Source organism: Nocardia sp. NPDC004340 (genome assembly GCF_053602575.1).
In genome coordinates this window covers 1-13316 of the sequence record NZ_JBSGDW010000001.1, presented here as the reverse complement: position 1 = coordinate 13316, position 13316 = coordinate 1, and the positions used below count along the sequence as shown (strand labels likewise).

The following is a 13316-nucleotide window of genomic DNA, read 5'->3' as shown; positions in this document are numbered from 1 at the left end:
CGAACCACCGGCCGAGCCCGTGACCCGGGGCGCGGGCGCGGAGCGAAGGGCAGGCAATCCCGCCGCGGCCCCCGGCCCCGCGCGTAGGCTTCGGACCGTGCAGAAGGTGCTCCGGCTGGACCTGGTCAGTCACGGTATGACCGAGGCCATGCGCAAGGCACGATTCCCCGTCGACGAACCCCTCACCGAAGCCGGGCGCCGCGCGGTCTCCTCGTGCGGGCGGCTGCACGCCTCGCGCGTCATCACCGCGCCCGAGCGCCGCACCGTCGAGACCGCCACCCTCATGGGCCTGATGGGTGACGAGGACGATCGATTACGCGACCTCGACGCGGGGGCGTGGCGCGGAGGTGAGCTCATGTCCGTCCCCAAGGAGGACCTCTACCTCTGGCTCACCGATCCGAACTTCCGCGGCCACGGCGGCGAGGCGGTCGTGGACGTCATCGAGCGCACGGGGGAGTGGCTCGCCGATATCGCCCTCGACGGTGAGCCGACCATCGCCATCACGCACCCCGCGGTGATCCGCGCCGCGCTGCTGGTCACCCTGGACGCGCCCGCGAATTCGTTCTGGCGCATCGACGTTCCGCCGATCAGCGTGACCCGGCTGCACTATCGCGGCGAATGGACGCTGCACTTCCGTTAGCCAGCACCATGGCCCGCACCGCGTCGGTGATCAGCCGGGCGGGCAGGCTCGGATCGATGGCGCGCTGAATGCCCAGTCCCAGACCGAGACTCAGCACCGCGGTGGCGGCGTCCTCGGGTGACATCGGCAGCGCGAGGCCCGTGGAGTCGGCCAGCGCCTGCAATTGCGCCGCGACCGTGCCGCGCACCAGGCTCAGATTCGACACCAGGGCGGCCTGCAGCGCCGGATCGTCGCGGGCCACGATGGCGAACTCGAATTCCAGCATGGTCCAGCCGACGTCGCCGAGGGTGCGTTCGGCCCAGTCCTGGAAGCGGTCGAGCCGGGTCTCCAGCGCCTCCTCGCCCGCGAGCAGTTCGCTGACCTCGGAGAACTTGGTCTCGTGAATGAGGGCCAGCACCTCGAGGCAGAGCGCCGACTTGGTGCGGAAGTTGGAGTAGACCGCGCCCTTGGAGTACCCGGCCTCCTCGGCCACCCGTTCCAGGCTGGTCTTGGCGTAGCCGTCTGTCAGGAACATGTCGCGCGCGGTGGCGAGCAGGTCCGCGCGGGTGCGGGCCTGGCTCTCGGTCCTGGTCAGTCGTGCCATGGCTGAGATTCTAGGTTCTCGCAGATTTGGGATACCGACGGTATTCGAAAACTGCTAGTGTGCGAAACCATGAGTAATAGGAACGGGTCACAGCGACGTGGCCTGGCCATCGGTTGCGGCGGCACCGTCGGGATGGCCTGGATCGTCGCCGCGCTCGCCGCCGTCCAGGACGTCCTGGACTGGGATCCCCGCACCGCCGACGTCATGATCGGCACCTCCGCGGGCGCGGAAGCGCTCACCATGCTGGGCAGCGGGATCGGCGTCGACGAGCTGGTCGCCATGCAGCGCGGCACCTCGACCAACCCGATCCTCACCGCCCACATGCGTTCGGAGCCCGGACGATTCCCGCCGCTGCCGCGCCCGCGCCTGGGCGCACCCGGCCGCGCGGTCCGAGAACTGCTGGCCCGCCCCGGAAACGGGCACGCCCTGCTCACCGCGGGCAGCGGGTTGCTGCCGCTGGGGGGCGGCAACCCGGCCTGGCTGCAGTCCCTGGCCGAACGCCTCAACCCCGGCCGCGACTGGGTGCGGCACCCGGCGACCTGGCTGGTGGCCATGGACAATGCCAGTGGTGAACGCGTCGCGTTCGGATCGCCGTCCGCGCCGGACGCGAATCTCGGTGCGGCCCTGCGGGCTTCGTGGGCGGTGCCCGGCTGGTTCCCGGCGGTCCCGATCGCGGGCCGGCACTTCATCGACGGCGGCGCGGCCTCCACCGCCTCGGCCGACCTGCTCATCCCGGCCGGGCTCGACGAGGTCGTGGTGATCACGCCCATGGCCTCCACCGGCCGTCTGCCCGTCACCAGCGCGGGCCACTTCGTCGAACGGCAGCTGCGAAACCGCATGAGCGAGAAGCTCGATGCCGAGATCGCCCTGCTGCGCGCGAGCGGGGTCAAGGTGCTGCGCCTCGACGCCACCGCCGAGGACCTCGCGGTCATGGGCCCGAACTTCATGGACGGCCGCCGCCGTCTCCCCACCTTCGAACACAGTCTCGGCAGCCTCCGCGGCCGGGTCGAACAGGGAGTTTTCGCGTGAGCATCCTCGGAAACGGTTACCCGGCCATCGATCTCGCCGGTGCGCGCGTCCTGATCACCGGCGCGGGCCGCGGCATCGGCCAGTGCACGGCCGAACTGTTCGCGAGCAAGGGCGCGCAGGTCGCCATCGCCGACGTGGACACCGCCGCCGCCCAGGCCGCCGCGGCCGCACTCGACGCGCGGGCGTTCGAGCTGGACGTGCGGGACCGGGCGCAGTGGGACAAGGTCGTCGCCGACTTCGGCCGCGTCGACATCCTGGTCAACAATGCGGGCGTCATGCCCGCGGGCGCCTTCCTCGACGAATCGGACACGGTGGGTCACACCACCATGGACGTCAATGTCTGGGGACTGATCCACGGCATGCGCGCGGTCGTCCCCGGCATGATCGAGCGCGGCCACGGGCACGTGGTGAACGTGGCCTCGCTGGCCGGGAAGATCCCGATCGCGGGCCTGGCCGTCTACAACGCCAGCAAGTTCGCCGCCGTCGGCCTGTCCGCCGCGACGCGGCTGGAGTTCGCGCCGCACGGTGTCAGCGTCAGCTGCGTCATGCCGTCGGCGGTGCGCACCCGGCTGTCCTCGGGCCTGGCCCTGGGCGGCGGCATGCCCACCGTGGATCCCGAGGACGTGGCCGCGGCGGTCGTCGGCACCGTGCGCAGCCGGCGCGCCGAGGTCGCCGTCCCGAACTACCTGGGCCCCATCGACGTCGCCCTGGCCGCCGCGCCCGAGCCCGCGGTCCGGCTGGTCCGCCGGCTGTTCAACGGCGACCGCGCCCTGCACCCCGCCGACCAGCAGGTGCGGGCGCGGTACGAGGAGCAGGTGCGCGCGATCGGCTCCGAGGACTAGCTACTCGAACCGGATGCCCTGCGCCAGCGGCAGTTCGGTGGAGTAGTTGACGGTGTTGGTGGCCCGGCGCATGTACGCCTTCCACGAGTCCGACCCGGACTCGCGGCCACCGCCCGTCTGCTTCTCGCCGCCGAAAGCGCCGCCGATCTCGGCCCCCGAGGTGCCGATATTGACATTGGCGATGCCGCAGTCCGACCCGTCGGCGGCCAGGAACCGCTCGGCCTCCCGCTGATCCCGGGTGAAGATGGACGACGAGAGGCCCTGGGGCACCGCGTTGTGCAGCTCGATGGCCGCGTCCAGATCGTGGTAGGTCATCGCGTAGAGGATCGGCGCGAAGGTCTCCTCTCGCACCACCGCGGTCTGCGCGGGCATGCGCACCAGGGCCGGGCGGACATAGAAGGCGTTCTCGTCCGGCCCCTCGAAACGCTCACCACCGCACAGCAGTTCGCCACCGTCGGCCAGTGCCCGAGCCACCGCCGCGCACATGCCGTCGTAGGCCCGCTCGTTGATGAGCGGCCCGACGAGAACGCCCTCCTCGAGCGGATTACCCACGCGCAGTTGCCGATACGCCGCCGAGATCCGATTCAGCAGCGGCTCGGCCACTTCGGCGTGCACGATCAATCGGCGCAGGGTGGTGCAGCGCTGACCGGCGGTGCCCGCGGCCGCGAACACGATGCCCCGGGTGGCCAGCTCCAGATCCGCCGAGGGCGCGACGATGGCGGCATTGTTGCCGCCCAGCTCCAGCAGGCAGCGCCCGAACCGGGCCGCCACCCGCGGCGCGACCAGCCGCCCCATCCGCACCGATCCGGTCGCGCTCACCAGCGCCACCCGCGGATCGTCCACCAGCTGCTCGCCGACCGCCGCCGGGCCCTGGATCAACTGGTGCACTTCGGGATCCGCGCCCACGTCGACCGCCGCCCGGCGCAGCAGCGCGTGACAGGCCAGCGCGGTCAGCGGCGTCGTCTCCGACGGCTTCCACACCACCGTGTCCCCGCACACGAGCGCGATGGCGGTGTTCCACGCCCACACCGCGACCGGGAAGTTGAACGCCGAGATCACCCCGACCACCCCGAGCGGATGCCAGGTCTCCATCAGCCGGTGGCCCGGCCGCTCCGAGGGCATGGTCCGCCCGTACAGCTGCCGCGACAGCCCGATGGCGAACTCGCAGACATCGATCATCTCCTGGACCTCGCCGCGGGCCTCCGCGCCGATCTTGCCCGCCTCCAGGGTGACCAGTTCGCCCAGGTCGTCCCGGTGGTCGGTGAGCAGCGCCGCCAGCCGCCGCACCACCGCCGCGCGCTGCGGCGCCGGGACCGTCCGCCAGTCCCGGAAGGCCGCGTGCGCCCGGCCGATGGCGGCGTCCACGGCGGCGGAGTCGCTCGCGCGCAGGGTGATCAGCTCACCGCCGGTGATCGGGGTGCGGGCCGAGAGTTCGCCCGGCGCGGGCGTGTCGACGCCCAGTCGCCGCAGCAGCGTCTCCGTCCGCTCGCGGAGCTCACGGGTCGCGGTCTCGGTCAGTGCGTGAGTCATTACATGCTCCAGGTTGGGTTCCGGCAACCGAGTTCGTTTCGCTGCGTTAGCCTTCGCTGATGGCGGATACACCGGCGAAACTTGTACTCGACGACATCGATCGACTGCTGATCCGTGAGCTGATTGCCGATGGTCGCGCCACCCTGTCCAATCTGGCGGAGAAGGCCAACCTTTCGGTGTCCGCGGTGCAGTCGCGGGTGCGGCGGCTCGAGGCGCGGGGCGTGATTCGCGGCTACACGGCGAACGTCGATCCCGAGGCGCTGGGCCAGATGCTGTCGGCTTTCGTCGCGATCACTCCTCTCGACCCGTCGCAACCCGATGACGCTCCCGCACTGCTGCAGCACATTCCGGGCATCGAGGCGTGTCATTCGGTGGCCGGAGACGAGAGCTACATGCTCATGGTGCGGGTGGCCTCGCCCAGACACCTGGAGCAGCTGCTGCAGGAGATCCGCGCTACGGCCAATGTCAGGACGCGAAGCACCATCATTCTGCAAACATTCTATGACAAGTAGCCCCGGTCAGGCCGAAGACATTCGGATGACGACACGGTTACGGACGTAATTGTTCCGGAACTTACGGGCATTGCCGTAAATATTCATTTACGCTGAGGGCGTGACCCTCGGACTCGATCGGCTCGGGGCGGCCGCCGAAACCACCCTTGTCACCCCCGCCCGGGTGCATGAGATCCTGTCGGCGAGCATTCTCGCCGACGGCTTCGACCTCGTACTGGACCTCCGCAAGTCCCGTGGACTCCGACTGGTCGACGCCCGCGACGGCACCTCCTACCTGGACATGTTCGGCTTCTTCGCGTCCAACACGCTGGGCATGAACCATCCGGCCCTGCTCGGCGACAAACCCTTCCTGGCCGGCCTCACCACCGCCGCGCTCAACAAGCCGAGCAACTCCGACATCTACACCGTCGAAATGGCGCGCTTCGTAGACACTTTCGTGCGCGTGCTCGGCGATCCGCGACTGCCGCACCTGTTCTTCATCGACGGCGGCGCGCTCGCCGTCGAGAACGCCCTCAAGGCCGCCTTCGACTGGAAGTCCCGGCACAACGAAAGCCACGGCCGCCCAGCCGAACTCGGCACCCGGGTGCTGCACCTGACCGGGGCCTTCCACGGGCGCAGCGGCTACACGCTCTCACTCACCAACACCGATCCGGTGAAGACCGCGCGCTTCCCGAAGTTCGACTGGCCGCGCGTCGACACCCCGTACGTGGGCCCCGACCATCCCGACATCGAGGCCGCCGAACGGCACGCCCTCGACCAGGCCCGCCGCGCCTTCGGCGAAAACCCGCACGACATAGCGTGTTTCATCGCCGAGCCGATCCAGGGTGAGGGCGGCGACCGGCACCTGCGGCCGGAGTTCCTGCGCGCGGTCCAGGCGCTGTGCCGCGAACACGACGCCCTGTTCATCCTCGACGAGGTGCAGACCGGCGTCGGCATGACCGGCACCACCTGGGCCTACCAACAGTTCGGATTGGAACCCGACGTGGTGGCCTTCGGTAAGAAGACCCAGGTCTGCGGCATCATGGCGGGCGGCCGCGTGGACGAGGTGCCCGACAACGTCTTCCGGGTCAGCTCGCGCCTCAACTCCACCTGGGGCGGCAATCTGGCCGACATGGTCCGGGCCCGGCGGATCCTCGAGGTGATCGAGCACGAGAGCCTGGTCGACCGCGCTCGGGAACTCGGCCCCCGGCTGCTGGCCCGGCTCACCGAATTGTCCACCGTTCATGCGGAAGTCACCGATCCGCGCGGCCGCGGCCTGATGTGCGCCATCACCCTGGAATCCGCGCAGCGGCGCAACGACGTGGTGAACCGGCTGCGGGAGGAAGAGCACGTGCTGATCCTCGGCACCGGGGAACGCGGCATTCGTTTCCGCCCGCCGCTGACGGTAACCGAGGCGGAACTCGACGAGGCGGTAGCCGCCCTCGGTCGCGTATTGGGTTGAGCCGCAAGCCGGACGCGCGGTCCGGCTTGCCTCCATTTGCTCGATGATCGCTTTTGCCGGAACCGCGTGGCGTGACACGACACTCCGGTATCTCGCCGCGAACGTCCGTGTCGCCGCCTACTATTCGACGACATGTCAGCTCACCGCAATGCGCGTATGGCACGGTGCGGCCTGTGATCGCGCGCCGTGCACGTCTGGGTCTGATTCTCGCGGTGGCGATGCTGGCCGGTTGCTCGAATGGTGACCCCGGGCCCGCATCGCCCACCGCCGCACCGTCGTCCACCCCGCCGGGCGCGGTCCCCGTCGCCGCGGAAGCCCCGCGATTACTGCCCGGCATGCCGCCGCCGCTCTCACCCACCGACGTCTACGCCGCCACCCGGGAACTGAGCCCCGCCGTCGCCGGACAGCCCACGCGGGTCTACGTCCCCAACAGCGAGTCGCACACCATCACCGTCATCGACCCCGCCACCTTCGAGGTCATCGACAGCTACCCCTCCGGCGGCAGCGAACCCCAGCACGTCGTGCCCTCCTATGACCTGCAGACGCTCTACGCCAACAACGACCTGCCGATCGGCGGCGGCAGCCTGCTGCCCATCGACCCGCGCACCGGCAAGCCCGGCGACCCCATCCCGGTCCGCGACCCGTACAACATGTACTTCACCCCGGACGGCAAATACGCCCTGGTCGTCGCCGAAGCCGACCGCTCCCTGGACTTCTACGACCCGCACAGCTGGCAGAAACTCCACGACATCGCGGTGCCCGAATGCCAGGGCGTCAATCACATGGACTTCACCGCCGACGGCCGTACCGCCCTGGTCAGCTGCGAATTCGGTGGGCGCATGGCCGTGGTCGACATCGCGGGCCTGAGCCTGCTGCGCATGATCGACCTGCCCGGCGGGTCGTCCGGCATGCCGCAGGACGTCAAGCTCTCGCCCGACGGCCGCACCTTCTTCGTGGCCGACATGATGGCGGGCGGCATCTATGTCTTCGACGCCCAGACCTTCGACAACACCGGTTTCGTCGAGACCGGCCGCGGCACCCACGGTCTCTATATCACCCGCGACTCGAAGCGGATGCTCATCACCAACCGCGGCGAGGGCAGCATCTCGGTCTGGGACTTCGCCACCGGACGGCTGGCCGACACCTGGCGCATCCCCGGCGGCGGCAGCCCCGATATGGGCAACCTGTCCGCGGACGGGCGGGTGTTCTGGGTCTCGGGTCGCAACCACGGCGAGGTGTACGCCATCGACATCGTCGACTGGAAGCTGCTGGCCCGGATTCCGGTCGGCCGAGGAGCGCACGGGCTCACCATCTGGCCGCAGCCGGGCCGGTACTCGACGGGCCACACGGGCGTAATGCGTTGAGCCGTCGCCGGTTCCGGCGACGCGCGGTGAACCGAAGTGTGGACCCCGCCAAAAGCTTGCCGGGATGACTGGCGAGATCCACTATTGAACATTGTTCGAGTTTGCCCGGTGGAGGAGCCGGATATCGTGCTCTACCTGCGGGTTTTAACTGGCGGGTAGTCAATAACCGTACTCGCGAGTAGCCCCGACTGGATTACGAAGCGGGTCTGGTACTGGTTACACTCCGGGGCATGACGAGTGTCCAGCATCAGCCTTCGCCGGGTTCGGCGGGTGCCCCCGATATCCACACCACCGCCGGCAAGCTGGCTGACCTGCGCAATCGGCTGGAAGAGGCCAAGCACCCCATGGGTGAGGCGGCGGTCGACAAGGTCCACGCCAAGGGCAAGATGACCGCGCGTGAGCGCATCCTCGCCCTGCTCGACGAGGGCTCCTTCGTCGAACTCGACGCGCTGGCCCGGCACCGCAGCGTGAACTTCGGCCTGGAGAACCAGCGTCCGCTGGGCGACGGCGTGGTGACCGGCTACGGCACCATCGACGGCCGCGACGTCTGCATCTTCTCCCAGGACGTCACCGTCTTCGGTGGCTCCCTCGGCGAGGTCTACGGCGAGAAGATCGTCAAGGTGATGGACCTGGCCCTGCGGACCGGTCGTCCGCTCGTCGGCATCAACGAGGGCGCCGGCGCGCGCATCCAGGAGGGCGTCGTCTCCCTGGGCCTCTACGGTGAGATCTTCCACCGCAACATCCAGGCCTCGGGTGTCATCCCGCAGATCTCGCTGATCATGGGCCCGGCCGCGGGTGGCCACGTCTACTCGCCCGCCCTGACCGACTTCGTCGTCATGGTTGACCAGACCTCGCAGATGTTCGTCACCGGCCCCGACGTGATCAAGACCGTCACCGGCGAGGAAGTCACCATGGAGGAGCTGGGCGGCGCCCACACCCACATGGTCAAGTCCGGTGTCGCGCACTACGTCGCCTCCGGCGAGCAGGACGCCCTGGACTACGTGCGCGACCTGCTCGGCTACCTGCCCAGCAACAACCGCGCCGAGGCCCCCCGCTTCCCGGCCACCGCCAACGCGGGCGCCATCGAGGAGAACCTCACCGAGGCCGACCTCGAGCTGGACACCATCGTCCCGGACTCCCCGAACCAGCCGTACGACATGCACGAGGTCATCAAGCGCCTGGTGGACGACGAGGAGTTCCTCGAGGTCCAGGCCGAGCGCGCGATGAACGTCATCGTCGGCTTCGCCCGCATCGACGGCCGCAGCGTCGGCTTCGTGGCCAACCAGCCCTCGCAGTTCGCGGGCTGCCTGGACATCGACGCCTCGGAGAAGGCCGCGCGCTTCGTGCGCACCTGCGACGCCTTCAACATTCCGATCATCACCCTGGTCGACGTGCCGGGCTTCCTGCCGGGCACCGGCCAGGAGTACAACGGCATCATCCGCCGCGGCGCCAAGCTGCTCTACGCCTACGGTGAGGCCACTGTGGGCAAGATCACAATCATCACCCGCAAGGCCTACGGCGGCGCCTACGACGTCATGGGTTCCAAGCACATGGGCGCCGATGTGAACCTGGCGTGGCCGACCGCTCAGATCGCGGTCATGGGTGCGTCCGGAGCGGTCGGTTTCGTGTACCGCAAGCAGCTGCAGACCGCGGCCGCCGAGGGCAACGACGTCGACGCTCTGCGCCTCGAGCTGCAGAACGAGTACGAGGACACCCTCGTGAACCCGTACGTGGCGGCCGAGCGCGGCTACGTCGACGCGGTCATCCCGCCGTCGCACACCCGCGGCCAGATCGTGTCGGCGCTGCGTCTGCTGGAACGCAAGATGGTGTCGCTGCCGCCGAAGAAGCACGGCAACATTCCGCTCTGAAAATGCGATATGCGCGGTGTGAGGCGCACACTGTCGAATAGGACAGTGGGACTCGTACCGCGCACGATCGCCTCATCCGGGCAAAGATGAAGGAACGCCGCACCACCCCCGCGGCGAAGGACAGGAGGACTGGCGCTGTGACGACCATGGCCGATGAAGAGGTATTGCGCGCCGCCGAACTGGATCTGGCTGTCGAGGATCTGGCGGACGCCATCGACACCGCCGTCGCGGAGATCGAACCGGCGAGCACCGGTCCGGTCATCCAGGTCCTGAAGGGCAACCCGACCGACCTCGAGCTCGCCGCCCTGGTGAGCGTGTTCGCCGCCGCGTCGGCGACCGCCGCCGCCCCGGCCGACCGCGGCCCGGCGGACATGTGGGGTCGCCCGACCCTGCTGCACCGCGGCAGTTCGCCGTTCTCCCCCTACGCCTTTCCGGCCCTCTCGCACCTGCGCGACTGACGGCTTGTGACCGTCTTCGTACTGGCGTCACAATCTCCGGCGCGGCTCGGCGTCCTGCGCAACGCGGGCGTCGAGCCGGTCGTCCGGGTGTCCCACGTGGACGAGGACGCCGTGGCCGAGGCTCTTCCCCCGGACACCCCGCCCGATCGAGTGGTGATCGAGCTGGCCCGCGCCAAGGCGCTGGAGGTGGCCGGGCAACTGGCGGGTGATCCCGCCTTCACCGATTCCGTTGTCGTGGGCTGCGATTCGATGCTGCTCGTCGACGGCGTTCTGCAGGGCAAGCCCCTGACTCCCGAGGTCGCCCGCGCGCGCTGGGCCGAGATGGCCGGACGCAGCGCTGATCTGCTGACCGGTCACTGTGTGCTGCGGCTAAATGCCGGAGAGATCGTCGGCGAGGCCGCCGACTGCAGTTCCACCACGGTGCATTTCGCCAAACCCGAGCCGGAGGAACTCGACGCGTACATCGCGACGGGGGAGCCGCTGCAGGTGGCCGGATCCTTCACGCTGGACGGCATGGGCGGCTGGTTCGTGGACAAGATCGACGGCGACCCGTCGAGCGTCATCGGTATCGGACTACCACTGGTTCGTCGACTGCTTGCCGAGGTGGGTGTCGGCATTGCGCGGCTGTGGATCGGTGGCCGCGCGTAGTTGCGGCGCGATCCGCCCGGCCGAGGGCGCCAATCTGGGCTCGCCGGTGGCTGATCCGGGCTCGCCGGTCTCGGCCTGACCCTCGCGCGCGTCCTCGCCGGGGCGGCCCTGGAGCAATTCCAGTCGCGCCACGCACAATTCGGGCTCCACGAACGGGTGCAGGCGCACGTTCACGTTCTCCCGGCCGCCGTTGCGGTCCAGGGCTTCACGCATCAGGCCCAGGTGTACACCGCACACCACCTCGGAGTGGGTGCGGGCGAGTTCGCGCAGCGGGCACGCCGTCATGCGGATCATGGCGGATTCTTCGGTCTCGCCGGCCTGGTCGCGTTCGGGCGCGAAGCCGAGTTCCGACATCAGGGTCACGGTGAGGTCCTTGGCGTCCTCGAGCGTTTCGATGGGCTGGTCGGCGGCTTCGAGTTTCGAGCCCCACGCCCGGCCGGCGCTGATCGCGGCTTCCGAGCGGCGGCGCGGGTCGCTGCCGAGCTGATCGGCCAGCACTTGCGCCAATTCCTGATAACCCACCGATCGCTGTACAGCGGTATAGCCGATGCGCGGGCGGCCGCGGCCGCGCGGCGGCTGCTGGAATTGGCGGACCAGCGATTCCCGGGTCAGCACATCCAAATGGAAACGCACCGTTGTCACATGCTGTCCGGTGACGCGCGCGAGTTCCTGGGCATCGAGAGGCTCGCTGGCGCCACGTAGGATCGCAAGCAGTCGCCGTCGCGGCCAAGAATCGGACATAGCTCACCCCTCCTCTCCGAGAGACTTTATCGGATGAAGCTGCGCTTAATTCGCCCAATCATCCGATTCGTGATCTGAAACGAGTTTCGTAACCGCCACATGCCTACGATCGGTGCAGAGAATCGAACAGCCAATACCTAACCCACCACGCGTGAAGGACCACAACGTGCCTGTCGCTCCGGATCCGCATCACTCATTCGGCTCCTACGCACATCCTCACCGACTAGTAACCACAGAGTGGCTGTCGGCAAACATCGGCACGCCGGGACTCAAGATCATCGAGTCCAACGAAGACATATTGCTATACGACATCGGCCATGTCCCGGGTGCCATCAAGATCGACTGGCGGACCGAGCTGATCGATCCGCGTACCCGCGATGTCGTCGACGGCGCGACCTTCGCCAACCTTATGCGGGCCAAGGGCATCGAACGCGGCGACACCGTGGTCATCTACGGCGATAAATCCAATGGCACCGCGGCCGCCACCCTGTGGGTGTTCTCCCTCTTCGGACACGAGGACGTGCGCCTGCTGGACGGTGGCCGCGACGCCTGGATCTCCGAGGCCCGCGACACCACCTTCGAGGTGCCCGCGGCCGGACTGGGCGAGTACCCGGTGGCCGATCGCGACGACAAGTCCGCGCGCGCCTTCCGGCAGGACGTGGTGGCGCATCTGGGCGGGCCGCTCATCGACTCGCGCGCGTTCGAGGAGTACACCGGCGATCTGGTGGTGCTGGACCGTCCCGAGGAGCAGGCGCTGCGGGCGGGTCACATTCCGACCGCGGTCAACATCCCCTGGACCTCGTCGGTGGGCGCGGACGCCCGTTTCCGGCCCCGGGTCGAGCTGGACGTCATCTACGGCGGGGTGATCGAGGGTGTCGCGCCGCTGGTCTACTCGCGGGTGGGGGAGCGGTCGGCGCTGACCTGGTACGTCCTGACCTACCTGCTGGGCGTGGACGGGGTGCGCAATTACGACGGCTCCTGGACCGAGTGGGCCAATGCCGTGGGGGCGCCCATCGTGATCGGTGAAGAACCCGGCGTGACGCCCTCGGTCGTGGCAAGCTCGTAACGCCCGAACCCCCTTCGGGGGATTACCGGTGGAGGCTTCAGCGGAGTCTGGTAGAACAGGTTCTAAAAATTAGGCCTCGAGAGTCGCATGCCCACTCTCTGGGCCTACTCATTGGTAGCCCTAGCCGGGTTCGGTCATTGTTGGCACGATGCCTACACTGCCGACAGACGAAAGTATCCAGAGCACAGGAGGCTCAGTGCCCAACCATGCCAACGCGCAGATCACAAAGGTCCTCGTAGCCAACCGAGGCGAGATCGCCGTGCGCGTGATCCGGGCCGCCAAGGACGCCGGTATCGCCAGTGTGGCCGTGTACGCCGAACCGGACGCCGACGCGCCGTTCGTGAAGCTCGCCGATGAGGCGTTCGCGCTCGGTGGTCAGACCTCGGCCGAGTCGTACCTGGTGTTCGACAAGATCCTCGACGCCGCTTCGAAGGCCGGCGCGGACGCGATCCACCCGGGTTACGGCTTCCTGTCGGAGAACGCCGATTTCGCGCAGGCTGTGATCGACGCGGGTCTGATCTGGATCGGTCCGTCGCCGCAGTCGATTCGGGATCTGGGTGACAAGGTCACCGCGCGTCATATCGCCGAGCGCGC

General features: G+C 68.6%; 14 protein-coding genes. 11 read left to right on the top strand and 3 right to left on the bottom strand.

What is annotated here, in order from left to right; all coding sequences use genetic code 11:
* Nucleotides 1–97 precede the first annotated feature (97 nt).
* A complete protein-coding gene (locus ACWEOI_RS00070) occupies nt 98–640 on the top strand; it encodes a histidine phosphatase family protein (RefSeq protein WP_452358528.1) in 543 nt (180 codons plus the stop codon).
* On the opposite strand, the gene ACWEOI_RS00065 is transcribed toward ACWEOI_RS00070, so the two are convergent.
* Nucleotides 588–1223, bottom strand: a complete 636-nt coding sequence (locus tag ACWEOI_RS00065) for a TetR/AcrR family transcriptional regulator (protein WP_452358527.1) — start codon at nt 1221–1223, stop codon at nt 588–590. The genes ACWEOI_RS00070 and ACWEOI_RS00065 overlap by 53 nt on opposite strands.
* Nucleotides 1224–1292: 69 nt before the next feature.
* On the opposite strand from ACWEOI_RS00065, the gene ACWEOI_RS00060 reads away from it, so the two are divergent.
* Nucleotides 1293–2252: a patatin-like phospholipase family protein gene (locus ACWEOI_RS00060; protein ID WP_452358526.1), complete on the top strand. Its 960-nt coding sequence runs from the start codon at nt 1293–1295 to the stop codon at nt 2250–2252.
* The gene (locus ACWEOI_RS00055) at nt 2249–3094 is read left to right on the top strand and encodes an SDR family oxidoreductase (protein ID WP_433670962.1); all 846 of its coding nucleotides are present in this window, start codon (nt 2249–2251) and stop codon (nt 3092–3094) included. Before ACWEOI_RS00060 ends, ACWEOI_RS00055 begins: the two co-directional genes overlap by 4 nt.
* On the opposite strand, the gene amaB is transcribed toward ACWEOI_RS00055, so the two are convergent.
* Nucleotides 3095–4624: an L-piperidine-6-carboxylate dehydrogenase gene (gene amaB / locus ACWEOI_RS00050; RefSeq protein WP_452358525.1), complete on the bottom strand. Its 1530-nt coding sequence runs from the start codon at nt 4622–4624 to the stop codon at nt 3095–3097.
* 59 nt (nt 4625–4683) lie between these two features.
* Here amaB and ACWEOI_RS00045 point away from each other — a divergent pair, with 59 nt between their 5' ends.
* The 6 genes from ACWEOI_RS00045 to ACWEOI_RS00020 all read left to right on the top strand — a co-directional run bounded on the left by ACWEOI_RS00045 (nt 4684) and on the right by ACWEOI_RS00020 (nt 10915).
* Nucleotides 4684–5136: an Lrp/AsnC family transcriptional regulator gene (locus tag ACWEOI_RS00045; protein ID WP_040855781.1), complete on the top strand. Its 453-nt coding sequence runs from the start codon at nt 4684–4686 to the stop codon at nt 5134–5136.
* A 100-nt stretch (nt 5137–5236) separates the two neighbouring features.
* On the top strand, nt 5237–6577 hold the full coding sequence (lat, locus tag ACWEOI_RS00040) for an L-lysine 6-transaminase (RefSeq protein WP_452358524.1): 1341 nt from the start codon (nt 5237–5239) through the stop codon (nt 6575–6577).
* A 173-nt stretch (nt 6578–6750) separates the two neighbouring features.
* The gene (locus ACWEOI_RS00035) at nt 6751–7941 is read left to right on the top strand and encodes a YVTN family beta-propeller repeat protein (protein WP_452358523.1); all 1191 of its coding nucleotides are present in this window, start codon (nt 6751–6753) and stop codon (nt 7939–7941) included.
* Between the two features lie 230 nt (nt 7942–8171).
* Entirely contained in the window at nt 8172–9809 is a 1638-nt protein-coding gene (locus tag ACWEOI_RS00030; protein WP_357098480.1) for an acyl-CoA carboxylase subunit beta, read from the top strand.
* A gap of 146 nt (nt 9810–9955) precedes the next feature.
* Complete coding sequence (locus ACWEOI_RS00025) at nt 9956–10267, top strand: acyl-CoA carboxylase subunit epsilon (RefSeq protein ID WP_357098496.1); 312 nt, start codon at nt 9956–9958, stop codon at nt 10265–10267.
* A 6-nt stretch (nt 10268–10273) separates the two neighbouring features.
* Nucleotides 10274–10915 (top strand): Maf family protein, encoded by a 642-nt coding sequence (locus tag ACWEOI_RS00020; RefSeq protein ID WP_357098483.1) that lies wholly within the window; start codon nt 10274–10276, stop codon nt 10913–10915.
* Here ACWEOI_RS00020 and ACWEOI_RS00015 read toward each other — a convergent pair.
* Nucleotides 10841–11548 carry a helix-turn-helix transcriptional regulator gene (locus ACWEOI_RS00015; protein ID WP_379277569.1) on the bottom strand — a complete coding sequence of 236 codons (708 nt, stop codon included), beginning with the start codon at nt 11546–11548 and terminating at the stop codon, nt 10841–10843. The two genes, ACWEOI_RS00020 and ACWEOI_RS00015, sit on opposite strands and share 75 nt — an antisense overlap.
* Nucleotides 11549–11822: 274 nt before the next feature.
* Between ACWEOI_RS00015 and ACWEOI_RS00010 the strand changes: the two genes are divergently transcribed.
* Nucleotides 11823–12722 carry a rhodanese-like domain-containing protein gene (locus ACWEOI_RS00010; RefSeq protein WP_433673243.1) on the top strand — a complete coding sequence of 300 codons (900 nt, stop codon included), beginning with the start codon at nt 11823–11825 and terminating at the stop codon, nt 12720–12722.
* Between the two features lie 196 nt (nt 12723–12918).
* Nucleotides 12919–13316 (top strand): biotin carboxylase N-terminal domain-containing protein (locus ACWEOI_RS00005; RefSeq protein ID WP_452358522.1); only part of this gene is annotated, 398 nt, incomplete at its 3' end.